At 72.7% G+C, this 25,362-nt stretch carries 23 protein-coding genes; 12 read left to right on the top strand and 11 right to left on the bottom strand.

Annotated features, from left to right (window positions below; all coding sequences use genetic code 11):
• Positions 1–38 precede the first annotated feature (38 nt).
• The 3 genes from ACH4RC_RS23540 (at position 39) to ACH4RC_RS23530 (ending at position 3,393) form a co-directional block, all read left to right on the top strand.
• The gene (locus ACH4RC_RS23540; protein WP_398204122.1) at positions 39–1,469 is read left to right on the top strand and encodes a uracil-xanthine permease family protein; all 1,431 of its coding nucleotides are present in this window, start codon (positions 39–41) and stop codon (positions 1,467–1,469) included.
• Positions 1,470–1,545: 76 nt separating this feature from the next.
• Positions 1,546–2,283 (top strand): DUF5995 family protein, encoded by a 738-nt coding sequence (locus ACH4RC_RS23535; RefSeq protein ID WP_398204119.1) that lies wholly within the window; start codon positions 1,546–1,548, stop codon positions 2,281–2,283.
• Positions 2,284–2,463: 180 nt separating this feature from the next.
• Positions 2,464–3,393, top strand: a complete 930-nt coding sequence (locus ACH4RC_RS23530; protein WP_398204117.1) for an LLM class F420-dependent oxidoreductase — start codon at positions 2,464–2,466, stop codon at positions 3,391–3,393.
• Here ACH4RC_RS23530 and ACH4RC_RS23525 read toward each other — a convergent pair whose 3' ends face one another.
• The 3 genes from ACH4RC_RS23525 to ACH4RC_RS23515 form a co-directional block, all read right to left on the bottom strand.
• Positions 3,394–5,097 carry a flavin monoamine oxidase family protein gene (locus tag ACH4RC_RS23525; RefSeq protein ID WP_398204115.1) on the bottom strand — a complete coding sequence of 568 codons (1,704 nt, stop codon included), beginning with the start codon at positions 5,095–5,097 and terminating at the stop codon, positions 3,394–3,396. It lies immediately after the preceding gene.
• A gap of 299 nt (positions 5,098–5,396) precedes the next feature.
• Positions 5,397–5,849 (bottom strand): Lrp/AsnC family transcriptional regulator, encoded by a 453-nt coding sequence (locus tag ACH4RC_RS23520; protein WP_361079730.1) that lies wholly within the window; start codon positions 5,847–5,849, stop codon positions 5,397–5,399.
• A 10-nt stretch (positions 5,850–5,859) separates the two neighbouring features.
• The gene (locus ACH4RC_RS23515; RefSeq protein WP_398204111.1) at positions 5,860–7,332 is read right to left on the bottom strand and encodes an amino acid permease; all 1,473 of its coding nucleotides are present in this window, start codon (positions 7,330–7,332) and stop codon (positions 5,860–5,862) included.
• Between the two features lie 459 nt (positions 7,333–7,791).
• Between ACH4RC_RS23515 and ACH4RC_RS23510 the strand changes: the two genes are divergently transcribed.
• From ACH4RC_RS23510 to ACH4RC_RS23480, 7 genes are read left to right on the top strand one after another with little or no spacing between them, the layout of a single operon-like run.
• On the top strand, positions 7,792–8,676 hold the full coding sequence (locus tag ACH4RC_RS23510; RefSeq protein ID WP_398204110.1) for an STAS domain-containing protein: 885 nt from the start codon (positions 7,792–7,794) through the stop codon (positions 8,674–8,676).
• Complete coding sequence (locus ACH4RC_RS23505; RefSeq protein ID WP_398204108.1) at positions 8,673–9,083, top strand: STAS domain-containing protein; 411 nt, start codon at positions 8,673–8,675, stop codon at positions 9,081–9,083. The genes ACH4RC_RS23510 and ACH4RC_RS23505 overlap by 4 nt, the downstream gene beginning before the upstream one ends.
• The gene (locus tag ACH4RC_RS23500) at positions 9,067–9,528 is read left to right on the top strand and encodes an ATP-binding protein (RefSeq protein WP_398204107.1); all 462 of its coding nucleotides are present in this window, start codon (positions 9,067–9,069) and stop codon (positions 9,526–9,528) included. Before ACH4RC_RS23505 ends, ACH4RC_RS23500 begins: the two co-directional genes overlap by 17 nt.
• Positions 9,525–10,538: an ATP-binding protein gene (locus tag ACH4RC_RS23495; RefSeq protein ID WP_398204104.1), complete on the top strand. Its 1,014-nt coding sequence runs from the start codon at positions 9,525–9,527 to the stop codon at positions 10,536–10,538. The genes ACH4RC_RS23500 and ACH4RC_RS23495 overlap by 4 nt, the downstream gene beginning before the upstream one ends.
• Positions 10,535–11,773, top strand: a complete 1,239-nt coding sequence (locus tag ACH4RC_RS23490; RefSeq protein WP_398204102.1) for a PP2C family protein-serine/threonine phosphatase — start codon at positions 10,535–10,537, stop codon at positions 11,771–11,773. The genes ACH4RC_RS23495 and ACH4RC_RS23490 overlap by 4 nt, the downstream gene beginning before the upstream one ends.
• Entirely contained in the window at positions 11,770–12,153 is a 384-nt protein-coding gene (locus tag ACH4RC_RS23485; protein WP_398204100.1) for an STAS domain-containing protein, read from the top strand. The genes ACH4RC_RS23490 and ACH4RC_RS23485 overlap by 4 nt, the downstream gene beginning before the upstream one ends.
• A 14-nt stretch (positions 12,154–12,167) precedes the next feature.
• Positions 12,168–12,299 carry a hypothetical protein gene (locus tag ACH4RC_RS23480; protein ID WP_398204098.1) on the top strand — a complete coding sequence of 44 codons (132 nt, stop codon included), beginning with the start codon at positions 12,168–12,170 and terminating at the stop codon, positions 12,297–12,299.
• 30 nt (positions 12,300–12,329) lie between these two features.
• On the opposite strand, the gene ACH4RC_RS23475 is transcribed toward ACH4RC_RS23480, so the two are convergent.
• The 4 genes from ACH4RC_RS23475 to rpe all read right to left on the bottom strand — a co-directional run bounded on the left by ACH4RC_RS23475 (position 12,330) and on the right by rpe (position 16,033).
• Positions 12,330–13,772 (bottom strand): GuaB1 family IMP dehydrogenase-related protein, encoded by a 1,443-nt coding sequence (locus ACH4RC_RS23475; RefSeq protein WP_398204095.1) that lies wholly within the window; start codon positions 13,770–13,772, stop codon positions 12,330–12,332.
• A gap of 174 nt (positions 13,773–13,946) precedes the next feature.
• On the bottom strand, positions 13,947–14,201 hold the full coding sequence (locus ACH4RC_RS23470; protein WP_398204092.1) for a barstar family protein: 255 nt from the start codon (positions 14,199–14,201) through the stop codon (positions 13,947–13,949).
• Positions 14,202–14,203: 2 nt separating this feature from the next.
• Positions 14,204–15,184, bottom strand: coding sequence for a sugar-binding transcriptional regulator (locus tag ACH4RC_RS23465; protein WP_398204192.1), 981 nt, complete (start codon positions 15,182–15,184; stop codon positions 14,204–14,206).
• Positions 15,185–15,349: 165 nt separating this feature from the next.
• Positions 15,350–16,033: a ribulose-phosphate 3-epimerase gene (gene rpe / locus ACH4RC_RS23460; RefSeq protein WP_398204089.1), complete on the bottom strand. Its 684-nt coding sequence runs from the start codon at positions 16,031–16,033 to the stop codon at positions 15,350–15,352.
• Positions 16,034–16,184: 151 nt separating this feature from the next.
• Here rpe and ACH4RC_RS23455 point away from each other — a divergent pair, with 151 nt between their 5' ends.
• Complete coding sequence (locus ACH4RC_RS23455) at positions 16,185–18,353, top strand: MMPL family transporter (protein ID WP_398204086.1); 2,169 nt, start codon at positions 16,185–16,187, stop codon at positions 18,351–18,353.
• On the opposite strand, the gene ACH4RC_RS23450 is transcribed toward ACH4RC_RS23455, so the two are convergent.
• Positions 18,327–19,802: an RsmB/NOP family class I SAM-dependent RNA methyltransferase gene (locus ACH4RC_RS23450; protein WP_398204085.1), complete on the bottom strand. Its 1,476-nt coding sequence runs from the start codon at positions 19,800–19,802 to the stop codon at positions 18,327–18,329. The two genes, ACH4RC_RS23455 and ACH4RC_RS23450, sit on opposite strands and share 27 nt — an antisense overlap.
• 122 nt (positions 19,803–19,924) lie before the next feature.
• Positions 19,925–20,854, bottom strand: coding sequence for a methionyl-tRNA formyltransferase (fmt, locus tag ACH4RC_RS23445; protein ID WP_398204082.1), 930 nt, complete (start codon positions 20,852–20,854; stop codon positions 19,925–19,927).
• 253 nt (positions 20,855–21,107) lie between these two features.
• Here fmt and ACH4RC_RS23440 point away from each other — a divergent pair, with 253 nt between their 5' ends.
• The gene (locus tag ACH4RC_RS23440; RefSeq protein ID WP_398204079.1) at positions 21,108–21,650 is read left to right on the top strand and encodes a hypothetical protein; all 543 of its coding nucleotides are present in this window, start codon (positions 21,108–21,110) and stop codon (positions 21,648–21,650) included.
• A 210-nt stretch (positions 21,651–21,860) separates the two neighbouring features.
• Here the strand turns inward: ACH4RC_RS23440 and ACH4RC_RS23435 are convergent, their stop codons facing one another.
• Entirely contained in the window at positions 21,861–23,978 is a 2,118-nt protein-coding gene (locus ACH4RC_RS23435; protein WP_398204076.1) for a primosomal protein N', read from the bottom strand.
• Between the two features lie 107 nt (positions 23,979–24,085).
• The gene (gene metK / locus ACH4RC_RS23430) at positions 24,086–25,294 is read right to left on the bottom strand and encodes a methionine adenosyltransferase (RefSeq protein WP_398204073.1); all 1,209 of its coding nucleotides are present in this window, start codon (positions 25,292–25,294) and stop codon (positions 24,086–24,088) included.
• Positions 25,295–25,362 lie beyond the last annotated feature (68 nt).

Raw genomic sequence — 25,362 nt, 5'->3', positions numbered from 1 at the left:
TGAGGCGATCGTTTCGAGCCACAGAAAGCAGAACTCACATGGACCTCGGCGTGCGCTGGAAACTCCACGGCGGCGACGGGCGCACCCCGGCCCCCGGCGCCGTCGTCCGCCCCGACGAGCGGCTGACGTGGCCGCGCACGATCGGGCTCGGCGCGCAGCACGTGGTGGCCATGTTCGGCGCGAGTTTCGTCGCGCCAGTACTTATGGGGCTCGATCCGAACCTCGCCATCATGATGTCGGGCGTCTCGACGGTGATCTTCCTGCTCGCGACGCGCGGCCGCGTCCCCAGCTACCTGGGCTGTTCGCTCTCGTTCGTGGGCGTCGCGGCCGTGATCCGGGCGCAGGGCGGCTCCAGCGCCACGGTGACGGGCGCGGTCCTCGTCGTCGGTGCCGTGCTCTTCCTCGTGGGTCTCGCGGTCCAGCGGTTCGGGGCGCGGATCATCCACGCCGCGATGCCGCCGGTGGTGACCGGCGCGGTCGTCATGCTGATCGGCTTCAACCTGGCGCCGGTCACGGCGTCCACGTACTGGCCGGCCGACCAGTGGACGGCGCTCCTGGTGATGCTCTTCACCGGTCTGGCCGTGGTGTGCCTGCGCGGTTTCTGGTCGCGTATCGCGATCTTCCTCGGCCTCATCTTCGGCTACGTGGTGTCGTGGCTCCTCGACCGGATCTTCGGCAGGATCCACTCGGTGAACGGCGGCACCGAGGCCGTCGACCACTGGCGCCTGGACTTCTCCGCGGTCGGCAAGGCGGACTGGATCGGCCTGCCCACCTTCCACGGCCCGTCCTTCCAGTGGTCGGCGATCCTCGTCGCGCTGCCCGTGGTCATCGCCCTGATCGCCGAGAACGCCGGACACGTCAAGGCCGTCGGCGAGATGACCGGCGAGAACCTGGACGACAAGCTCGGCACCGCGATCTCCGCGGACGGCGTCGGCTCGATCCTCTCCACCGCCGTCGGCGGCCCGCCCAACACCACGTACTCCGAGAACATCGGCGTCATGGCCGCGACCCGCGTCTACTCGACGGCGGCCTACTGGGCGGCGGCCGGTTTCGCGCTCCTCTTCGGCCTGTGCCCGAAGTTCGGGGCGATCGTCGCGGCGATCCCGGGCGGCGTCCTCGGCGGCATCACCGTCATCCTCTACGGCATGATCGGCCTGCTCGGTGCGCAGATCTGGATCAACGCCAAGGTCGACCTGCGCAACCCGCTGAACCTGGTTCCCGCCGCCGCGGGCATCATCATCGGCGTCGGCAACGTCTCCCTGAAGTTCTCCGACAACTTCTCGCTCAGCGGCATCGCGCTCGGCACGATCGTCGTGATCACCGGATACCACGCGCTGCGCGCGATGGCGCCCGCGCATCTGAAGTCGCAGGAGCCGCTCCTCGACTCGGGTACGTCGACGTACGACGAGAAGAGGGACGACAAGATGACGGACGACAAGAAGACGGACGACGAGAACGCGAAGCAGTAGCCCGCGGTTCGCTCGTTCTGGGGAAGCCCCCAGCGGGCCCGCGTCCGTGGCGGCCCGCTGCTGCGACTCTTCGCTCATGGCGCAGTCGCAGCAGTACGAGCCGCTCGCAGCGGCACAGGGGGTCGATCAGCGGTTCGATCAGGGAGTCGGCGCGGTGATCGCGCGGATGCGCGCGCTCGCCGCCGACCTGCCGCCCGGGGACGGTGTGGCCGTCTTCAACCGGGTCTACCTCGCCGTCACCGAGGCGGTGGACCGGGCCATCGACAGCGGCGCAGCGGGCGGCTTCCCGGACCGCACCGCCGCCGTCACCCTCGACGTCCGCTTCGCGGAGCGCTACCTCACGGCCGTCGACGCGGCCTCCGCCGGGCTGCTGCTCGGCCCGGCGTGCTGGCGTCCGCTGCTCCAGTTCCGCCGTCACCCGGGGGTCCGGCCGCTCCAGTTCGCGCTCGCCGGGATCAACGCCCATATCGGCCACGACCTGGCGCTCGCCGTCGTGGACGCCTGTCACACGCTCGGCTGCGAACCGGCCTTTCTGGAGGACGAGTTCGAGCGCGTCGGCGACATCCTCGTCACTCTCGAGGAACGGATCCGCGAGGAGCTGATGCCGGGCCCCGACCTCCTCCAGATCGCCGATCCGCTCACCCATCTGCTGGGCTCATGGAGCCTGGAGCGGGCGCGCGACGCGGCGTGGGGCGCGGCCCGCGCGCTGTGGGCGCTGCGCGAACTGCCGGGCGTGACGGCCGAGTTCACGCGCTCCATGGACACGTCCGTGGGCCTGGTGGGGCGGATGCTGCTCACCCCGCTCCCCGACTGAACACCGCTCCCGAATGAACACCGCTCCCGGCCGAGCACCGCTCCCCGACTGAACACCGGGGCCCGGCCGAGCACCGGTCCCGGCCGTCCACAGAATCATTCGGCCTACACGGAACTCCCGGGCGCCGACCGCGCGTTGACCTCTGCGACAACCGATGCGCATGCGACGAAGGAGCACGGTATGGCGACCCGACTCGGCCTCGGCCTCCCGCAGATGCGACAGTACGACGTCGGCCGCGACATCCCGGACGTGGCCCGCGCCGCGGAGGCCACCGGGTACGACAGCCTCTGGGTCTTCGAGCGGATCCTCTTCCCCGAGCCCGCCCGCCAGGGGCTCTACGGCGTCCCGGGCCTCCCCTGGCCCGACCGGTACCGCTCGGTCGCCGACCCGCTGGTCTCGCTCACGCTCGCCGCTGCGGCCACCTCGCGCGCGCGGCTCGGCACGAGCGTCCTGGTGGCGCCGCTGCACGTGCCGTTCCAACTGGCCCGCGCGCTCGCCTCGTTGGACGCGGCGAGCGGCGGCCGGGTCGTCGCCGGGCTCGGCACCGGCTGGTCGCACGACGAGTACGCGGCGGCCGGTGTGGCGCCCTTCGAGCGGCGCGGCGAGGTTCTGGACGAGCTGCTCGCGGTGTGCCGCGCGGTGTGGGGCCCGGACCCGGTGGCGTACGAGGGCGAGCTGACGACGATCGCGCCGTCCGTGGTCGGCCCGAAACCCGCGGGGCCCCTCCCGATCCTGCTGCCCGCGAACAGTGCCAAGGCCGCGCGCCGCCTGGTCGACCACGCGGACGGCTGGATGCCGGCCGCGACCGGGGCCGAGTCACTGAAGCAGCAGTGGGCCGAACTGCGCGCGCTCGCCGGGGAGCGGGGCCGCACGGCGCCGCTGCAGAGCGTTCTGCGGGCGAACACGCTCTACACGCGCGAGCCGTACACGGCCGACGACCGCCGCCCGTTCCAGGGCAGCGCCGACCAGATCGTCGAGGACCTGGTCGCGCACGACGAGGTGGGCCTGGAGGAGATCCTCGTCGACCTTCAGGGCGACTGCCGCGACGCGCAGGAGCTGAAGGACGTGGCGGCGGAGGTCTACGAGAAAGCCCGCGCCGCAGGGCTGTAGCTAGTCCTCCGGGAGTTCGACCGGGGCGATCTCGTCGTACACGTCGCCGGGCCCGGGGTTGGTCGCGTCCGTGGCGCCGCCCAGATGGCGCATCACGCCCCAGACGGCGTTGAGCGCGGTCTGCACGGCGCCCTCGGCCCAGCCTGCCGTCCAGGAGATGTCGTCGCCGGCGAGGAAGATGCCGCGCCGGTCCTCGGGCAGCCGGTCCTGCATGAAGTGGGTGAACAGGCGGCGCTGGTAGCGGTAGTGGCCGGGCAGGTTGGCCTTGAACGCGCCCATGAAGTACGGCTCGTTCTCCCAGGAGACCGTGACCGGGTTGCCGATGACGTGCTTGCGGATGTCGACGTCCGGATAGATCTCGCCGAGCGACTTGAGCATGACCTCCATGCGCTCGTTCGCGGAGAGCGGCAGCCACTTCAGGCTGTCGTCGCACCACGTGTAGGAGAGGCAGATGACGGCGGGCTTGTCGGGTCCGTCGTCCAGGAGGTAGGTGCCGCGCGTCATGCGGTCGGTGAGCGTCATCGACATGGTGTCGCGGCCGGTCGCCGGGTTCTTGTCCAGCCAGAACGGCCGGTCGACCGGCACGAACAGCTTGCTGGACTCCATGTAGTGGGTACGCTCGATCGCCGTCCAGTGGTCGATCGGGAAGAGCGCGTCGTCGCACGCCACCTTGGAGAGCAGCATCCAGGACTGCGCGGTGAAGATCGCCGCGCGGTACGTGCGGATGTCGCCGTCCGCGTCGGTGACGGTGATGTGGTTCCCGGCGGTACGGGCAAGGCGGGTCACGGCGGGCCGGGGCGCCCCGGCCTCGTGCAGCGACGCGAGCGAGGTCCCGTACGACCAGTGCACGATCTTCTCCGGCTCGCGCTCCCACAGGCGCAGCGGCAGCTGCTGCGAGCCGCCGACGATGCCGCGGTGGTGGTCGTCGGCCTCGGTGTAGACGACGCGCAGGATCTCCAGGATGGAGTTGGGGAAGTCGGTGTCCCAGCCGCCGGTGCCAAAGCCGACCTGGCCGAAGATCTCGCGGTGGCGGAAGGACCTGAACGCCTCGGAGTCGCACAGGAACCCGTAGAAGGTCTGGTTGTCGAGCTTCTCGACGAGCTGCGACCAGATCTCGCGGATGCGCGGCACGTCGCGCTCGCGCATCGCCCGGTTCATGTCGGTGAAGTCGGCGCCCTCCTCCAGGCAGGCGTTCCACGCGGCGGCGACGTCGCGGTAGACCTGCGGCAGGTCGTCGATCGTCTCGGCGTAGTGGCTCTCGCCCTTGAGGTCGACGACGGTGGAGGGGGTCGCCGGGGAGAGCGGGTTCGGGAACGGCCGCGTCCGGAGGCCCACCAGGTCGATGTAGTGCTGGAGCGCGGTCGAGGAGGGCGGGAAGCGCATCGCACCCATCTCGGCGCTGAGTCCGGCCGCGTCCGGCGGCGTCCCGTCGAAGCCGACCGTGCGCAGCCGGCCGCCGATCCTGTCCGCCTCGTAGACGACGGGCTTGAGGCCCATCTTCATCAGCTCGTACGCGGCGACGATGCCGGAGAGCCCGCCGCCGATGACGGCGACCTCGGTGCCGTGCTCGGCCGCCGGTATCTGCCCGAGCCCCGCCGGGTGCGCGAGGAAGTCGTCGTACGCGTACGGGAAGTCGGGCCCGAACATCGTGATCGGCGGCTGCGCTTCGGTGTGCTGGACGGCGGTCGGCACCGTGGACGTCATGGGGTACAAGCTCCTTGCGGATACGCGGACGCGCGGGCGGGTACGGGGTCACGGGGTTCGCGGCGGCGACGGCAGGCCTGTACTCACCAACGTACGTCCGTGCGGGAGGGCCACCGGGGCTGCCCGGGGCCGCTATGACGGTACGTTTCGCGCGCGGGGCGGGACAAGACACGTCTGTTGCGTCTGCCGAGGCGATCCGTTGCGTGCGGGAGCGCGACAACAGCGATTCGTTGCGTGGAGCCGGGCCGGGGGCCGGACCAGGGATCGGGCCGGGGCCGGACCACGGATCAGGCCGGGTTCTAGACGGGCGAGCCGGAGGTGAAGCGGCGCATCAGTGGGGACAGCACGAGCACCGATTTGGTTCGCTCGACGAACGGCTCCCCCGCGATCCGTTCCAGGACGCGCTCGAAGTGGCGCATGTCGGAGGCGAACACCTGGACGAGCGCGTCGGCCTCGCCGGTGACGGTGGAGGCGGCGGCGACCTCGGGATAGCGCTCCAGGCCCCGCCGGATCGCGTCCGGCGAGGTGTTGCTGCGGCAGTAGATCTCGATGAACCCCTCGGTCTCCCAGCCGAGCGCGGCCGGGTCGACCCGCACGGTGAAACCGGTAATCGCCCCGGTGGCCCGCAGCCGGTCCACGCGCCGCTTCACGGCGGGCGCGGACAGGCCGACGATCTGGCCGATGTCGGCGTAGGAGCGGCGGGCGTCCTCGGCGAGGGCGTGCACGATGCGTTCGTCGAGATCGTTCAGCAAGGCAGGCGGTTCACTTCTGGGGCTCTGAGGGGGCGGCGAGACGGGAGCGGCGCATCCCGTAGCAGAAGTAGAACACGAGGCCGACGGCCATCCAGACACCGAAGACGATCCAGGTGATCGCGGACAGACTGCCCATCATCCAGACGCAGAGCGCGAAGCCGACGGCCGGGAAGAGCGGCGACAGCGGCACCCGGAACGTGCGCTCCATGTCGGGCCGGGTCCGGCGCAGCACGATCACGGCGATGTTGACCAGGGCGAAGGCGAAGAGCGTGCCAATGCTGGTGGCGTCGGCGAGCTGGCCGAGCGGCACGGCGGCGGCGAGCACGCCGCAGAACAGGGAGACGAGGACGGTGTTGACGCGCGGCGCCCCGCTCTTCGCGTGGACCTTGGAGAACGCCTTCGGCACGAGCCCGTCGCGGCTCATGGCGAACAGGACGCGGGTCTGCCCGTAGAGCACGGTGAGGACGACGGAGGCGATGGCGATGACCGCGCCCGCGGCGAGCAGCGTCGCCCAGAACGACTGGCCCGTGACGTCCTTCATGATCCCGGCGAGCGCGGCCTCGGAGTCGCTGAACCGCTTCCAGGGCCGGGCCCCGACGGCGACGGCGGCGACGAGCACGTACAGCGCGGTGACGATGACGAGGGAGAGCATGATCGCGCGCGGCAGGTCGCGCTGCGGGTTCTTGGCCTCCTCACCGGCGGTGGAGGCGGCGTCGAAGCCGATGTAGGAGAAGAAGAGGGTGGCTCCGGCGGCGCTGACGCCCGCCATGCCGAGCGGCATGAAGTGCTCGTAGTTGCCGGACTGGAAGCCCTTGAGGCCGATGGCGCAGAAGAGCAGCAGCGACACGATCTTCACGACGACCATGATCGTGTTGGCCCGCGCGGACTCCCTGGCACCGCCGAGCAGGAACACCATGGCGAGCAGGACGACGATCAGCGCGGGCAGGTTGAAGATGCCGCCGTCGCCGGGCGGCGCCGACAGGACGTCCGGGATGGTGACGCCGATCGTGCCGTCGAGCAGCTCGTTGAGGTACTCGCCCCAGCCGACGGCGACGGCGGCGACGGAGACCCCGTACTCCAGGACCAGGCACCAGCCGCAGACCCAGGCGATCAGCTCACCCATCGTTGCGTATGCGTACGAGTAGGAGGAGCCCGCGACCGGGATGGAGCCGGCCAGTTCGGCGTAGGAAAGGGCCGAGAAGAGGGCGGTGAGGCCCGCGATCACGAACGAGAGCGTGACGGCGGGGCCCGCCTTCGGGACGGCCTCGCCGAGGACGACGAAGATCCCGGTGCCGAGCGTGGCACCGATGCTGATCATGGTCAGCTGCCACAGCCCGAGCGAGCGACGCAGCTGCCCGCCCTCGCCTCGGCCACCCTCCTCGACCAGGCGCTCCACCGGCTTGCGGCGCATAAGACGGGCGCCGAGGCCCGCGCTCGCGGGCTCGTCGCGGGGGTTGCGCGGGGGTGCGCCGTGGTCGAGCACGGACTGGCTCCTTCATCGCTGCCGGTTGAGGGTCGGGCAGGGCGGGAGGGCGTCTGTCCGGTCACACCGCGAACGGGGAAGCGCCGAGCAGCGCGTTCCCGCCGTGCCGCGTACAGCGGATGACTCTAGAGGACGTGACTTCCCGGCTGTAATGCAGCAACCTTGCGCGCGGCCGGATGATCGTTGCGCGGATCCCGGTTGCGCGGGGGTTCGTTGCGGCGTCCGTTTCGTCTGTTGCGTGCGCGGTGTGGCCGGGCTCACACGGGGTCGTGTGGCGTGAAGGCGCAGTTCGTGGGTACGCGGTGGGGCCGTCCCGTGCGTCGGCCGCAGGCCGGCCGCCGCGGGACGGTGACGCGTCGGCCCCCTGGTCGGCGCGGTGAAGATCCGGTGTGTGCATCATGTGTGCAAGGTGCACAGTCCGTCCGGGAAAGACGAAGAGAACGGTGTGAAGAGGGGCTCGTGAGTACCAGCGATACCGACATCCGCAAGGTGCTGCTCGCGGCGCTGCGCGATCAGGAGGGGCAGATCACCGACCGCTGGACGACGCTCCAGCTGGAGCAGGCGGCCCTCGGCGCGGACCTCTGCGAGAGCGAGCTGCGCGAGGAGGCGCACCTGCTCGTCGAGGCCCTCACCGAGGCCCTGGCCGGCGACATCCCCGTCGAGCGGCTCGTGACCTCGCACCACGATCTGCGGACGACGGTGACCCAGCTCTCCCTGCGCCGGGTCCGGGCCGGTGCCACCCCCACCGACACCGCGCTCGCCGTCCTCTCCCTCAAGGAGGCGCTCCTGGCGGCAGTGCGGCACACCACCCTCGACACGGGCGAGCTGTTCTCGGCGGCCGTCCTGGTCAACCGCATGCTCGACGCCGCAGGCGCCCTCTCCTTCGAGACCTTCGTCGAGGGGCGCGAGGAGATCATCCAGCGGCAGAGCAGGCAGCTCATGGAGCTGTCCACGCCCGTCGTCCAGCTGTGGCGGCACGTGCTCGCCGTGCCGCTGATCGGCACGCTCGACACGGCGCGGACCCAGATCGTCATGGAGTCGCTGCTCCAGGCGATCCAGGACGACGAGGCGAAGATCGCCATCATCGACATCACCGGGGTGCCGACCGTCGACACGGCGGTCGCCCAGCACCTCATGCACACCGTCGGCGCGGTCCGGCTGATGGGCGCGGACTGCGTCATCAGCGGGATCCGGCCGTCCATCGCCCAGACCATCGTCCAGTTGGGGATCGACCTGTCCACCATCCTGACCCGCGCGACGCTCGCCGACGCGCTCGCCGACGCGATGCGGATGACCGAGCAGCCCGCCGGCGCCCTCCCCATGACCGGGTCGGCCGCCACGTGAGCACACCACCGACGCCGCACCCGACGGGCGTCCCCATCCTGCGGCTCGCGGACGTCCTGGTGACAGGGCTCCTCAACGAGCTGGACGACCGCTCCGCGATCGCCTTCACCGAGGAGCTGACCGAGCGGATCGTCGCCGACGGCGCCCGCGGTGTGCTCATCGACATCTCGCGGCTCGAACTCATCGACTCGTTCGTGGCCCGCACCCTGATGGAGCTCACGCACATGGCCCGGCTCCTGGGCGCGCGGGTCATCGTCGCGGGCATGCGCCCCGCCGTCGCGATCACCCTGGTCGAGCTGGGCATCCGGCTCACCGGCGTGGAGACGGCGCTCAACGCCGAGCAGGGGCTCACCGCGCTCGGCTGGCTGCGGACCCCGGAGGGCCCCGGCCGTGACCATGTCCGATGAGCTCGCCTCGCACGCGCCGCACCACGGCCCGGCGGTCCGGGTGAGCGTGCGCCGCGACTACGAGGTGCGGTCGGAGGACGACCTCCTGACGGTGCGGCACGCCGTGCGCGCGGCCACGATCGAGTGCGGCCTCGGCCTGGTCGACCAGACCCGGGTGGTGACCGCCGCGAGCGAACTGGCCCGCAACGCCTACATCCACGGCGGCGGCGGCACCCTCACCGTCGAACTCCTCAAGCGGGGCGCGGCGGACGGCGTCCGCCTCGTCATCCAGGACGAGGGCCCCGGCATCCCGGACCTCGGCGCCGCCATGACCGACGGCTGGACCTCCGGCAACGGCCTCGGCCACGGTCTGGGCGGGGCCCGGCGGCTGATGGACGAGTTCCACGTCGAGAGCCGCCCGGGCGCGGGCACGACGGTCACCGTGGTCCGCTGGACGGCGCGGTGACCGCCTTCGCCGACGTCGCCGTGACCGCGCACGTCGTCGTCGACCACCCCAGCGCCGTGCACCACGCGGCGACCCTGGCCAAGGACGCCGCGCGGGCCGCCGGCCTCGCCGAGGCCACCGTCGAACGGGCCGCCGTGCTCACCACCGAGCTGGCCGAGAACCTCCTGCGGCACGCCGTGGAGGGCGCGATGTACGTCCAGCGCCACGGCGAGAAGGGCGGCCTCGACATCATCGCCGCCGACCGGGGCCCCGGCATCGCCAGCCCCGACCGCGCCATGGCCGACGGCTACAGCACCACCGGCACCCTCGGCTCCGGCATGGGCGCGGCCCAGCGCCTCGCGGACGAGCTGACCCTGCGCACCCTGCCGGGAGTCGGCACACTGATCTGCGCCCGCTTCCACGCGCCCGGCACCGCTCCCGCGGCCACCGACCTCGGCCTGGTCTGCCTGCCGCTGCGCGGCGAGGAGCTGTGCGGGGACAGCGCGGCCGTGGTCGACGCCCCCGGCGGCCGCACCGCGGCCGTCGTGGACGGCCTCGGGCACGGCGCCGAGGCGGCCGGGGCCAGCGCCGAGGCCGTCCGGGTGTTCCGCGAGAACCCGCACGGCCCGCTGCCCGAGCTGCTCATGACGATGGACCGCGCCCTGCGGGGCAGCCGCGGCGCCGCCGTCTCCCTGCTGCGCCTGCGGCCCGGTGCGGTCGAGCACTGCGGGGTCGGCAACGTGCGCCTGCTGCTCGTCGGCCACGACGGCATCGCCGCCCGCGACACGGGGCAGCCTGGAGTCGTGGGCTGGAACATGCCAAGGCCGCGGGCCCGTACGCTGCCGATGCCCGAGGACAGCGCGGCGGTCCTGCACAGCGACGGCATCGCGCCGCGCTGGGCGGACTCCGCGCCCCCGTTCCTGCTGGGGCTCCCGCCCCGGCTGCTGGCCGCGGCCCTCGGGCACGGCCACCGCTCGGCGCGGGACGACGCGACCGCCCTGGTCTCCGGGGCGGCAAGGAGGAACACATGACCGACCGGGCAGCCGTGCCCGCTCAGCGCTCGACCCACCGCTCGGCGGCCGATCTGCGGGCCGCCGTACGAGCGCTGGCGGTGACGTTCCGGCTCTCGGCCGAGCTGCGCACCCGGCTCACCCTCTCGGTGGCCCGCGTCGCCGGCCCCGAACTGCGCGCGGGCCGGCCCGTCACCCTGGAGTCGGTGTACGAGTACTCCGCGCACCGGCAGTCGTTGACGGTGCGGCTGCACGCCGCCGGCCCGCCCTGGGCCGCCTCGGTGGAGACGCTGCCGCTGCCCGGCACCCGCGAGGCGGACACCACGGTGTGGCAGGTGCCGCTGCCGGGCCAGCGCCGCCCGCCGGCCGTGGAGAGCGCCGAGCCCTCCCCCACCGCCCTCCTGGAGGAGGAGCTGCGGGCGGCGGTCGCCCGCGCCGACGCCCTGGAGGCGGACCGGCGCCGCCTCACCCACGAACTGGACGAGACCAACAGCGGCGTCCTCGCCCTCTACGTCCAGCTGGAGGAGCGCGACGAGCAACTGCGCCGCGCCCACGGCCAGATGCTCCGCGAACTGGAGGACGCGCTGCGCCCGGGGCCGATGAAGGTCGACGGGCTCGAACTGGCCATCCACTACGCGCCCGCCGAGAGCGACGCGCCGACCGGCGGCGACCTGTACGACTGGTTCCAGCTGCCCGACGGCACCGTGCACATCACCGTCGTCGACGCCCTCGGCCACGGACTCACCAGTACCAGCAGCGCCCTGAACGTCACGCACGCCGTGCGCACGCTCGCCCTGGAGGGCCATCCGCTGGAGACGATCGTCGCGCGGACCGACGAGATCCTGCTGCCCTACGACCGTGAGCTGATGGCGACGGTCCTGCTCGCCCGTATCGACCCGGCCACGGGCCACCTGGAGCTGGCCAACGGCAGCCACCCGCCGCCGCTCCTCGTCTCCGACGACGGCACCACCCGCTTCCTGGAGGTACGCGGCCGCGGCGTCGGCTACCCGATGGCGGGCAGCGACCGCCTCTGGCACGACGAACTCGCCCCCGGCGACCTGCTCGTCCTCTACACGGACGGGCTCACCGAGAGCCGCCGCGACCCCTACGAGGGCGAGCGCAGACTCGTCGAGGCGGCCGTCCGCCACCGCCACCGCCCCACCGAGGACATCCCCGGCGCCCTCGCCGAGGACATGCACACCGTGATCCTGCACCCCGACGACACACTCGCCCTGACCGTACGGAGGAGCCGATGACGCACGCGGCATCCGAGTCCATACCCGACGGGCCGCGCCCGGTGCGGGCCCGCACCGTGACGGACGGTCCCGGCGGCCCCGTCATCACGCTCAGCGGCGACCTCGACTACGAGACGGCGCCCGATCTGCTCGCGGCGGTGACGGCGCTCGCCCCCGGGCCCGGCACCATCGTCACCCTCGACCTGTCGGGCGTGCAGTTCTTCGACTCCGGCGGCATCAACGTGCTGCTGCGCGCCCGCGGACAGCTCCAGGAGCGCGGCGCCGCCCTCGCGGTCAGCCGGCTCTCCCCGGCGGTCGAGCGGATCTTCCGCATCACGGGCCTCGACACCGTCCTGCCCCCCACCGGGGGCGGGGGCCACGAAGATCCGGCGGTGGGGTAGCCGTCGACCACGCGATGCGCACCCCTCACAGGGGTGGCGGCGGTTTCGGCCGGCACATGGCGGAACGGCTCGCCGAGCGGCTCGCGGTGCTGCCCGCGCCCGGCGGCAGACGCATCGAGGCGGCGTGGGCGGCTCCGGCCGTCTGACCGGCACCGCCCACGCCGCCTCCTGGGGCATCAGCTCCAGCTGGCGTGCAGCGGCTTGCCCTCGGCGTAACCGGCGGCGGACTGAATGCCGACGACCGCCCGCTCCTCGAACTCGGCGAGCGAGTCGGCACCCGCGTACGTGCAGGACGAGCGGACGCCCGCGATGATCGAGTCGATCAGGTCCTCGACGCCCGGACGCTGCGGGTCCAGGAACATCCGGGAGGTGGAGATGCCCTCCTCGAAGAGCGCCTTGCGGGCGCGGTCGTAGGAGGACTCGTCCGAGGTGCGGTTCTTCACGGCGCGCGCGGACGCCATGCCGAAGGACTCCTTGTAGGCGCGGCCCTGCGCGTCGTGCTGGAGGTCGCCCGGGGACTCGTAGGTCCCGGCGAACCAGGAGCCGATCATCACGTTGGAGGCGCCCGCGGCGAGCGCCATGGCGACGTCGCGCGGGTGGCGGACACCGCCGTCGGCCCAGACGTGCTTGCCGTACTTCTTCGCCTCGGCGGCGCACTCCAGAACGGCGGAGAACTGCGGGCGGCCGACGCCGGTCATCATCCGGGTGGTGCACATGGCGCCGGGTCCGACACCGACCTTGATGATGTCGGCACCGGCCTCGATCAGGTCCTTGACGCCCTCGGCGGCGACGATGTTGCCCGCCACGATCGGCACCCGCGGGTCGAGCGCGCGCACCGTCCTGATCGCGCTGATCATCGACTCCTGGTGGCCGTGCGCGGTGTCGATGACGAGGGTGTCGACGCCCGCGTCGAGGAGCTGCTTGGCCTTGCCCGCCACGTCACCGTTGATGCCGACGGCGGCGGCGACGCGCAGCTTGCCGTCCGCGTCGGTGGCCGGGGTGTAGAGGGTGGCGCGCAGGGCGCCGGTGCGGGTCAGGATGCCGGCGAGCTTGCCGTCCTTGTCGACCGCGGGGGCGTAGCGGCGGTTGGCGCCGTCCAGCTTGTTGAAGGCGTCGCGCGGGTCGATGTCCGCGTCGAGCAGCAGCAGGTCACGGGACATGACCTCGGAGAGCTGCGTGAAGCGGTCGACGCCGGTCAGGTCCTGGTCGGTGACGACGCCGACGGGGCGCAGCTCGTCGTCGACGACCACGCCCGCGTTGTGCGCGCGCTTGGGAAGGAGTGCGAGGGCGTCGGCGACCGTCTGGGTCGGCGCGAGGACGATCGGGGTGTCGAGCACCAGGTGACGGGTCTTGACCCAGGAGATGACCTCGGTGACGACCTCGATCGGGATGTCCTGCGGAATGACGACGAGGCCGCCGCGGCGGGCGAGCGTCTCGGCCATGCGGCGCCCGGCGATCGCGGTCATGTTGGCGACGACCAGCGGGATCGTGGTGCCCGTGCCGTCCGGCGAGGAGAGGTCCACGGCCTGGCGGGAGCCGACGGCGCTCCGGCTCGGCACCATGAAGACGTCGTCGTACGTCAGGTCGTACGCGGGCTTGATGTCATTGAGGAAACGCACGTGCGGACATCCCAGTCGGTAGAAGGGGTCCCCGGGAGGAATCCTCCGGGGCACAAAGCACGTACTTCATTTTCCCACGGGCGCGGCGAAGCCGTCTCCGGGCCGAACCTCCCAAGGTCACCGGCCCGGCTCGGACGATCATCCAAAAGAGAACGATCAGTGACGGTGCAACGGTCAGTCGAGGCGCAGCTCGACGGCGGGGGCCTCGCCGAACACCGCGCGGGCCGTCGCCCACTCCCGCGGGCACCGCGCCGCGAACCCCTGCCAGCCGGTCACGACGAGCACCAGTTCGCGCTCGCTCAGGCAGTCGGCCAGTGCGTCCCAGTTCCGTCCGAACCAGTTCGGCAGGGCGAGCACGGTGGCGCAGCGCTCCATGAACGCGGCCTTGTCCGGGGCCCCGTCGAGGTCGAGCACGACCGTGTCGGCCATCGTCAGTCGTCCGGGTCCGTGCGCTGCAGCGCGGGGCGCGGCGTGGATCCGGCGGCGAGCAGGAAGTCGGCCGCGGCGGTGTCGGTGACCAGGCTGGTCACGAGGCCCGAGCGGAGCACGGCGTCGATGGCGGCGGCCTTGCGCTGGCCGCCCGCGATGGCGACGACCTCCGGTATCCGCCGCAGCCGGTCCGTCTCGACCGTGATGCACCGCTCCCCCAGGTCGCGGCCGACGCGGCGGCCCTGGGCGTCGAAGAGGTGCGCGGACATCTCGGCTGCGACGCCGAGGGACGCGTAGTGGGCGCGCTCCTCGTCGCTGAGCATGTCGTGCACGGTGGAGATGCCGGGCTCCCACGAGCCGATCGACACGCAGGCCACGGTGACCTTGTCGAAGTACTCGAAGGCGCGCGCGATGCCGGTCTGGTTGCGCAGCGCGGTCGCGGTGGCGGCGTCGGGGAGCAGCATGGGCGCGTAGATGGGGTGCGCGTCGCCGCCGGACACCTGGGCCGCGCGGCGCACGGCCTCCACCGAACCGCGCTCGGCGGTCCCGGCGTCGTACACGCCCGTCAGTTGCACGACGGTGCACGGCGGGAGCCGGTCGAGGGCGGCGGCCATGTGGATGGTCGAGCGGCCCCAGGCGAGCCCGAGGACGTCGCCCTCGGTCACCAGTTCGCCCAGAAGATCCGCGGCGACCTCGCCGAGGTTCTCCGGGTCGGGCGACTCCTCGGCCTCGGCGGGCGACTCGACGACGACCGCGTGCCGCAGGCCGTAGCGGGCGCGCAGCGCGTCGGAGCGATCGGCGTCCAGCTCGGCCGGGACCCGGATCTCGATGCGTACGAGATCCCGCTCCAGGGCCGTCTCCAGGACCCGGGCCACCTTGAAGCGGCTGACGCCGAACTCCTCGGCGATCTGGATCTTGGACTTGCCCTCTAGGTAGAAGCGACGGGCCATGGCCGCCGCCTGCACCAGCTCCGCGGGCCCCATCCGCAGGGCTGACCGACCTGCCGATGATGCGGACACGGCGATCTCCTCACTGCTCTTCTGCTCTTCTGCACGACTCACTGCGTTTACAACCTGGATACGCGGCTCATCCTCGCAGATCCTTCGGGCTTGATCAGCCCTGATGACGGGCGTTCACGTATCCGTGGCTCAGTGGTCGCACGCCCACGGCGCGGACGCCGTGGCGCTCTCTGCCTGGGTGCGCAATGCACGTACCGCCTCGGCCGGGTCGTCGGCACCGTACACCGCCGAACCGGCGACGAAGACGTCCGCGCCCGCCTCGGCGCACCGCTCGATCGTCTTGGCGGAGACGCCGCCGTCGACCTGGAGCCACAGTTCGAGGCCGTGCCTGGCGATGAGCTGCCGGGTCCTGCGGATCTTGGGCAGCATGATGTCGAGGAACGCCTGGCCGCCGAAGCCCGGCTCCACCGTCATGATCAGCAGCATGTCGAGCTCGGGGAGCAGGTCCTCGTACGGCTCGATCGGCGTCGCGGGCTTCAGCGCCATGGAGGCGCGGGCGCCCTTGGCGCGGATCTCGCGCGCCAGGCGCACCGGGGCTCCGGCCGCCTCCGCGTGGAAGGTGACGGAACCCGCACCCGCTTCGACGTACTGGGGAGCCCACTGATCGGGGTTCTCGATCATCAGATGGCAGTCCAGCGGCGTGTCCGTCGCCCGCGCCAACGACTCTACGACCGGCACCCCGAGCGTGAGGTTGGGGACGAAGTGGTTGTCCATGACATCGACATGGAGCCAGTCGGCGCCCTCGACGGCCTTTGCCTCGTCGGCGAGGCGCGCGAAGTCCGCGGACAGGATGCTGGGGTTGATCTGAGCCATACCCCCAGCCTCCCATGGACCGGGCTCCGCATCCGCCTCGGTCTGGACCAGTGCGCCGAACCGATGCCGAGCCGTGCCCTCCCGTGCCATGGTGGGCCGCCCAGGAAGGGCGAATCAGGAGCACCGCGCACGACGCAGCGGGGGGCGCGCCATGGCGGACGTACAGACCGATGCCCGAACCGAGAAGCCTGTACCACGACGCGGAGTCGCCTGGCTGGTGTGCGGGCGGCGCAGCAAGTGGCTGATGGTCTTGTTGTGGCTGGTGGTCCTGGTCGGGGTGGCGCCGCTGGCGCAGAAGCTCACCGACGCGCAGGACAACGACGCCCAGTCCTGGCTGCCGGGATCGGCCGAGTCGACCCAGGTGCTCGACCTCTCCAAGGACTTCAGGCCGGAGTCCATCCCCGCGATCGTCGTCTACGCGCGCGAGGGCGGCCTCACCGCGGCGGACCGGGCCCGCATCGCGGCCGACGCCCGGCAGATCAGGGAGCTCAGCGATCACGGACTGCGCGGCGTCCAGACCGCCGGGCCCGTCTACGACAAGCGGATCGGGCCGTCCGCGGCGCAGATCGCCGTCCCGGTGGCGATGGACGAGAAGGGCTGGGAGCGGATCGGGCCCGCGGTCGACTCCGTTCGGGACCGGACCGGCGAGTCGGTGGGCGGCCTCACCATCCACGTCGCGGGCCCGGGCGGCACCTCGGCGGACTTCTCGGAAGCCTTCGAGGGCATCGACTCGACGCTGCTGCTCTCCGCGCTCGGCATCGTCATCGTCATCCTGCTGTTCACCTACCGCAGCCCCACGTTGCTGCTCGTGCCGGTGGTGAGCGTGGTGGCGGCCCTGTTCACCGCGCAGGCGCTGATCTACCTCCTCGCCACGCACGCGGGGCTGACCGTGAACGGGCAGAGCGCGGGCATCCTCACCGTTCTCGTGTTCGGCGCGGGGACGGACTACGCGCTGCTCCTGGTCGCCCGGTACCGGGAGGAGCTGCGCCGCCACGAGGACCGGCACGAGGCGATGGCGCTCGCCCTGCACCGGGCGGGCCCGGCGGTCCTCGCCTCCGGCGCGACCGTCGTGTGCAGCATGCTGATGCTGCTCACCGCCGACATGAACTCCACGCGCGGCCTCGGCCCGGTCGCCGCGATCGGCGTCGCCGTCGCCCTGCTCGCCATGCTGACGCTGTTCCCGGCCCTCCTCGTCGTCTTCGGGCGCTGGCTGTTCTGGCCGGTCGTCCCGCACCTGGGCTCCGCGGAACCCACCGAGCGCGGCGTCTGGTCGCGGATCGGCCGCCGCATCTCGCACCGGCCGCGTCTGGTGTGGTCGGCGACCGCGATCGCCCTGGCCGTCCTCTCCCTGGGCCTGCTGCAACTGCGGGCGGAGGGCATCAGCAACGCCGACTCGTTCACCGGCGAGCCGGACTCGATCAAGGGTCAGAAGATTTCGGAGAAGTACTTCCCGGCCGGCGCCGGTGATCCGCTCGTCGTCGTCGCGAACAGCGAGCAGAACGCGCGGGTGCGGCTCGCGGTCGCCCGTACGGACGGCGTCGTGGCGCGCAGCATCACGGTGCCGCCTAACACCGCCCGCGAACACGACGGCCGGGTCCTGTTCGAGGCGACGACCACCGACCCGTCCGACAGCCAGGCGGCCCGGGACACCGTGCAGCGGGTCCGCGACGCCGTGCGGCAGGTGCCGGACGCGGACGCCGAGGTGGGCGGCGGCTCGGCGACCCTGCTCGACATGGACCGCGCGACCGCCCACGACAACAAGCTCGTGATCCCGCTGGTCCTGGTGGTCGTGCTGCTGATCCTCGGGCTGCTGCTGCGCGCCGTGATCGCGCCGCTGCTCCTGATCGGGACGGTCGTCCTGTCGTTCGCCGCGGCGCTCGGCGTGAGCGCGCTCGCCTTCCGCCACCTGTTCGACTACGCAGGCGAGTCGACGGACTTCCCGCTGTTCGTCTTCGTGTTCCTGGTGGCGCTCGGCATCGACTACAACATCTTCCTGACCACCCGCATCCGCGAGGAGGCCGCCCGCCAGGGCACCCGGCCCGGCGTCGTCACCGGCCTGTCCGCGACCGGCGCGGTGATCACCTCGGCGGGCCTGGTCCTGGCCGGCACGTTCCTCGCCCTCGGCACGCTGCCGATGGTCGCCTTCGCCGAGATCGGCTTCGCGGTCGCTCTCGGCGTCCTCCTGGACACCTTCATCGTCCGCTCGGTCCTGGTGACGGCGCTGTTGCTGGACGTGGGGCCACGCGTGTGGTGGCCCAGCGCCCTGGCGAAGACGTCGGAGACGTCGGAGACGTCAGGCGGTGCGCCGGATCAGCGCTAGGTACATCGCGTCGGTGCCGTGCAGGTGCGGCCACAACTGCACGTCAGGCCCGTCGCCGATGGCCGGTACGCCCTCAAGCAGGGGCCGCGCGTCGATGAGTTCGGCACCGCCGACGGACTTGAGGACGTCATCGACGACGGCCCGTGTCTCCGCCATGTGCGGCGAGCAGGTCGCGTAGCCGACGACACCGCCGACGCGCACGGATTCGAGCGCCATGCGCAACAAGGAGCGCTGGAGCGGGGCGAACCCCTCCAGGTCCTGCGGGCGGCGCCGCCAGCGCGCCTCGGGCCGCCTGCGCAGGGCGCCGAGGCCCGTGCAGGGCACGTCCACCAGGACCCGGTCGAAGGTGCCCGGCCCCCACGGCGGCCTCGTACCGTCGGCGGCGATCACCTGGTACGGCCCCGGGTTCCCGGCCAGCGCCTTCGCGACGAGCCCCGCGCGGTGCGGCTGCTTCTCGGCGGCGAGCAGCGTCGCCCCGCGCCCGGCGGCGAGCCCGGCCAGCATCGCGGCCTTGCCGCCGGGGCCCGCGCAGCCGTCCAGCCACTTCTCGTCCCGGCCCTCCACGGGTGCGTTCGCGAGTGCGAGGGCGACGAGCTGACTCCCCTCGTCCTGCACCCCGGCCAGGCCCGTCCGCACGACGTCGAGCGCGCCCGGCTCCCCGCCCTCGGTGAGCCGCACGGCGTACGGGGACCAGCGGCCCGGAAGCCCGGACTCCTCGCCCACCTCGTCGAGGACGGCGTCGGCGGTGGTCCGCCCGGGGCGCGCCACGAGCGTCACCTCGGGCCGCTCGTTGTCCGCCTCAAGGAGGTCCTCGATACCGGCGCGACCGCCGCCGAGCGAGTCCCACAGCGCGGAGACGATCCATCGCGGATGCGAATGCACCACGGAGAGGTGTTCCTCGGGGTCCTCGTCATAGGGCGGCGCGACCTTGTCGAGCCAGGTGCCGAGATCGTGCTGCGAGACCTTGCGCAGCACGGCGTTGACGAACTTGGCGCGGCCGTCGCCGAGCACGACCCGGGCCAGCTCCACGGAGGCGGAGACCGCCGCATGGGTGGGGATCCGCGTACCGAGCAGCTGGTGCACGCCCATGTTCAGCACGTCGAGCACGGGCGGGTCGACCTCGCGCAGCGGCCGGTCGATGCAGGCCGCCACGATCGCGTCGTACGTGCCCTGGCGGCGCAGCGTCCCGTAGACCAGCTCGGTGGCGAGCGCGGCGTCCCGGCCGTCGAACTTCTCGCCCCCCTCCTTCGCACCCTTCTCACGGGCCTTGCGCAGCAGCGGCGGCAGCACGAGGTTCGCGTAGGCGTCCCGCTCGTCGACCGCGCGCAGCGCCTCGAACGCGAGGATGCGCACGGGGTCCTTCCGCGGGCGGCGGTGCGGCTTGCCGGGCTTACCGGACCTGCCGGGCTTCTGGGGACGGCGGTTCGACGGGGTCGGCTGGTCGCTCAAAAGTGCTCCGCTGGTGGGGTCGTACAAGGAGTACGCAGAGGTCTTACGGGCGTACGAGGTGCACGTACGCCGAGATGAACCCTCCCAGCGTACGTGCAGGCCGGGGGTGCCCGGGCATGGGCTCAGCCCAGCTGTTCGCCCGACGTGATGCGCACCCCGCGCGCCCAGTCGGCGGCGGCCATCGGCTTCTTGCCCTGGGCCTGCACCCAGAGCAGCTCGACGGCGCCCGAGCCGGTGCCCACGTACAGGTTCTTCTTGCCGACGCCCAGCTCGCCCGGGGCCAGGTCGGTGCGGTCGGGGGCGAGCACGGCCGTGCGCACCTTCAGGCGCTCGCCGCGGAACTCGGTCCAGGCGCCGGGCGCGGGCGTGCAGCCGCGCACCACCCGGTCGACGCGGAGCGCGGGCGCGGCCCAGTCGATCCGGGCGTCCTCGACGGTGATCTTCGGGGCGAGGGAGACACCGTCGGCGGGCTGCGGCACGGCCTTGAGAGCTCCGTCCTCGATGCCGTCCATCGTCGCGGCGAGCAGCCCGGAGCCCGCGAAGGCGAGCCGGGTCAGCAGGTCGCCGCTGGTGTCCGTGGGCCTGACCCGCTCGGTCACCGTGCCGTACACCGGCCCGGAGTCGAGGCCCTCCTCGATGAGGAAGGTGGAGGCTCCGGTGATCTCGTCGCCCGCCATGACGGCGTGCTGCACGGGCGCCGCGCCGCGCCAGGCGGGCAACAAGGAGAAGTGCAGGTTCACCCAGCCGTGGGCGGGCACGTCGAGGGCGGCCTTCGGCAGCAGCGCGCCGTAGGCGACGACCGGGCAGCAGTCCGGGGCGATCTCGCGCAGCCGGGCGAGGAAGTCCTCGTCGCGCGGCCGGTGCGGCTTGAGCACCTCGATGCCGGCCTCCTCGGCCCGCTCGGCGACCGGGCTCGCGACGAGGCGGCGGCCGCGCCCCGCGGGGGCGTCGGGCCGGGTGACGACGGCGGCGACCTCGTGCCGGCCTGCGGCGATCAGTGCGTCCAGAGCGGGAACGGCGACCTCGGGGGTGCCGGCGAAGACGAGCTTCATCGGTGGCTAACGGCCTCTCGGGGCAGGGTCACGGGCAGCGCACCAGTCTATGGGGCGCGCGCCGGAACACGCGCCCCGCACGGGAATGGATACACCGCAACAGCGTGACCCCTCACTGGATGGCGCGTTGGTCAAGAAAGAGTTGACCAGACCAGGGGTCGTGCTCACTCAGCTCACTCCGACGTCAGCGGAAGCTGTCGCTTGCTGCGTGCGCGGCCCGACCGTTCTCATCGCCGGTTCGAGAGGCTTGTACATGGCCGACCACGTAACCCACGACGCCCAGGCACGGGCCAGCCTGCACCTGCTGGTGCGGGACATCGAGCGGGTCCGCCGGCAGGTGGACGCACTGCGCACCCTCACCGCGCAGCTCGGCAACGTCTACCGGCCGCGCCGCTCCGGCCCCGCCGCCGGCTTCGTCGTCTACGGGCGGGCGCCCGCACCCACCGTCCGCCTCGCCCAGGAGCTGCGGGACAGTGTCGAGACCCTGGTGACCGCCGCCGTGGACTTCGACCGTTCGCTGGGTTTCTCCTGGGACGCCGTGGGCTCCGCCCTCGGCGTCACCAAGCAGGCGGTCCACCGCCGCTACGGGGCCCGCAGGGCGGTCGCCCAGGCGGCGGCCGACGCCGAGCGCGCCGGGGACACGCCCACGCCCCAGCGCCCCGCCCTGCCGCTGACGGCGGGCCCACTGCCGTCGGTACCGGCCGCCCGCGCCATGCCGACCCAGCCGACCGCGAGCAGCCAGGGCCTGCGCGACGAAGCCCGGCCCAACGCCTTCCCCGGCCCTCGCAACGGTTGAAGCCGCGCGCTCTTTGCTGCCTCCTCGCCCGCGGGCGGGGAGGCAGCGGCATGTTGGGGTACGGGAGGGCTCCAAGCGGGCCGGGCGAAGTACGTCGCGCTTCAGCAGCGCCCCGTAGAGGCGCGGGGAACTGCGCGACCGGCCACGACGGCGCCGCAGTCGGCCGAACGCCTGTCGCGGCACTTCCAGCGGAGCGCTCAGCGCCCACCGTCACCCGATGTCGGGCGGGTCCACCCGCACCCGCACCGGATCCGTCCCGCCCCGCGCCATGCGCGCCGCCTGCGCCTGCTTCAGGGCGCGGGCCAGAGCGGCGCCGCTGCCCGGCGGGACACGGACCAGGAACCGTTCGCCCGGCTCCTCCGGCGGCGCCGTCCCCGTACGCCGAGCGGGGGGCAGCGGGACAGGCCCCAGCACCTCCGCGTCCGCGGGCAGCTCGACCGCGCCGAGGAAGTCGGTGAGCGCGTCCGGCGCCCCGGTCACCGCCGCCATCCGGGAGACCGGCGGGAAGCCGAGCTCGGCCCGGTCCGCCAGCTCGCGCACCGCGTGCCCCGCCGGATCCCAGCGGACCAGCGCCTGTACGGGGCGCAGCGTCGGCTCGGCCAAGATGACGACGGTGCCGCCCGCCTCCTGCGGCCGGACAAGGGCGGCGGCGGCGATCCAGCGGCGCAGCGCGTCCTCCCCCGCCCGCAGGTCGGGCCGCCCGAGCATGGCCCACCCGTCGAGGAGCAGCGCGGCCGCGTAGCCGCCCTCGGCGACGGGCTCGGCCCCTGGTGTGCTCACCACCAGCGCGGGCGCCGCCGACACCGTGTCGAGCACCTGCTCGCGCCCCGACGTCCGCACCGGCACCGTCGAGAAGGCCCGGCCCAGCTCCTCGGCCGTGCGCCGCGCCCCGACGACCTGGGCCCGCAGCCGGGTCCCGCCGCACTCCGCGCAGCGCCAGTCCGCCTCCTCCCGGCCGCACCAGCCGCAGGCCAGGACGCCGGTGGCCGCCCGCGCCTCCAACGGTCCCGCGCAGTGCCGGCACCGGGCGGGCTCACGGCACCGCTGGCAGGCGAGGCGCGGCACGTAACCGCGCCGGGGCACCTGCACGAGGACCGGGCCGTCGCGCAGGGCGGCCCGCGCGACGTCCCAGGCGAGGCTGGGCAACCGGGCGGCCCGCGCCGCCTCGTCCCGCGCGACGTCCAGATCACCGACGGTCCGTACGAGCGGAGCGACCCGCCGCACCGCCTCCCTGGGCGAGGCCACGGCAGCGGCCCATCCACTGCGCACCAGCTGAGCCGCCTCGACGGTGCAGCTCCAACTCCCCAGCAAAAACGCGCACTTGTCGCGCGTGGCCCGCAGCTCCAGGACCTCGCGCACATGCGGGAACGGCGCGCGGTCGTCGCTGTGGTGCGCGTCCCCGTCGTCCCACACCACCACGAGCCCGAGGTTCCGTACGGGGGCGAACATGGCGGCCCGCGTCCCCACCACGGCCCGCACGGCGCCCCGCCGCACGGCGAGCCACTCGGAGTAGCGCCGCTGCTGCCCCGCGTCGGCGGTGAGCAGCGCGTGCTGCCCCTCGCCCAGCGCCTCCCGCAGCGCGGCGTCGACCCGCGCGGCGAGCCGTACGGTCGGCACGACCACGAGCGCCCCGCGCCCCGAGGCGAGCGTCGCCTGCACGGCGCGGGCGATCTCCCCGGCCCACTCGGGTCCGGGCAGCGCGGTCCACACGGCGCGCGGCGAACCCCCGGCGGCCAGGGACGCGACGAGATCGGCCCCGCGCTCGTACCGCTCCCACGAACCCGGCTCGGGCGCGGGCGGAGCGGGTGGCGGCGCCGGGAACTCCCGCGCCTCCGCCTTGCCGTGCCGGGGCGGCACCGCCAGTTGCAGCACGTCCGCGAGGCTGCCCGCGTACCGGTCGGCGACGGCCCGCGTGAGCCCCAACAGCGCGGCGTCGAGCACGGGTTCGGGCGAGAGGACCTGGGCGAGCGCGGCGAGCGGCCCCTGGTACTCGGCCTCGGCGACCCGCTCGATCAGGAACCCGTCGATGAGGCCGCCGCCCTCGCGCCGCCCGTCCCGCACGTTCTTCGACCCGGCCCCGAACCGCACCCGTACCCGCACGCCCGGCTGTGCGACCGCGTCCAACTCCTCCGGCACCGCGTACTCGAAGTACCGGTCGAGGTGGAGCACGCCCTTGTCGACGAGGACCCGGGCCACCGGCAACTCCTTGGCGAGCGCCGCCCCCCGCCACGTGCGCGGCTTCGCCTTCGGCGCCTTCGCCCTGCGCACGCTCTCCCTGATGAGCGCAAGCTGCTCCGGCTGCTCGGGGGTGTCGTTCTCGCTGCTCACAGCTGTATTCCTACCAGAGGGCACCGACAGCGCGGGGTCCGGGAAAAGCACCGGGGCCCGGCCCTCCCGAAGGAGAACCGGGCCCCAGGAACCAGCAGGGCCGGGACTTACACGCCCGCGGCCTTGCGCAGCGCGTCCACGCGGTCCGTCTTCTCCCACGTGAAGTCGGGCAGCGGGCGCCCGAAGTGGCCGTAGGCGGCCGTCTGGGAGTAGATCGGACGGAGCAGGTCGAGGTCGCGGATGATCGCGGCCGGGCGGAGGTCGAAGACCTCGGAGATCGCGGCCTCGATCTTGTCCGTGTCGATCGTGTTCGTGCCGAAGGTCTCCACGAAGAGACCGACCGGCTCCGCCTTGCCGATCGCGTAGGCGACCTGGACCTCGCAGCGCGTGGCGAGCCCGGCGGCCACCACGTTCTTCGCGACCCAGCGCATCGCGTACGCGGCGGAGCGGTCGACCTTCGACGGGTCCTTGCCGGAGAAGGCGCCGCCGCCGTGGCGGGCGTAGCCCCCGTAGGTGTCGATGATGATCTTGCGGCCGGTGAGGCCCGCGTCGCCCATCGGGCCGCCGATCTCGAAGCGGCCCGTCGGGTTGACCAGGAGGCGGTAGCCCTCGGTCTCCAGCTTGATGCCGTCGTCGATGAGCGCCTTCAGCTCCGGCTCGACGACGAACTCGCGGATGTCGGGGGCGAGCAGCGAGTCGAGGTCGATGTCGCTCGCGTGCTGCGAGGAGACCACGACCGTGTCCAGGCGGACCGCCTTGTCGCCGTCGTACTCGATGGTGACCTGGGTCTTGCCGTCGGGGCGCAGGTACGGGATCGTCCCGTTCTTGCGGACCTCGGACAGGCGGCGCGACAGACGGTGCGCCAGGTGGATCGGGAGCGGCATGAGGTCCGGCGTCTCGTCGCACGCGTAGCCGAACATCAGGCCCTGGTCGCCGGCGCCCTGCTTGTCGAGCTCGTCCTCATCGCCCTCGACGCGCTTCTCGTACGCCGTGTCGACGCCCTGCGCGATGTCGGGGGACTGCGAGCCGATGGAGACCGAGACGCCACAGGAGGCGCCGTCGAAGCCCTTCTTCGAGGAGTCGTAGCCGATCTCGAGGATCTTGTCGCGCACGAGCTGCGCGATCGGCGCGTACGCCTTGGTCGTCACCTCGCCGGCCACGTGCACCAGGCCGGTGGTGATCAGCGTCTCGACGGCGACGCGGGATGTCGGGTCCTCGCGCAGCAGTGCGTCGAGAATGGTGTCGCTGATCTGGTCAGCGATCTTGTCGGGGTGACCCTCGGTAACGGACTCCGAGGTGAACAGGCGACGGGACACAACGCTCCCTGTGGTTGCAGCGGCTGCTGGCTGATCATTGTTGGACTGCCGGGAGCTGCGCCCGGCGG

Source organism: Streptomyces sp. NPDC016845, from assembly GCF_044332585.1.
In the GTDB taxonomy this organism is placed as follows: domain Bacteria; phylum Actinomycetota; class Actinomycetes; order Streptomycetales; family Streptomycetaceae; genus Streptomyces.
This window is presented reverse-complemented; position numbering and strand designations above follow the sequence as displayed.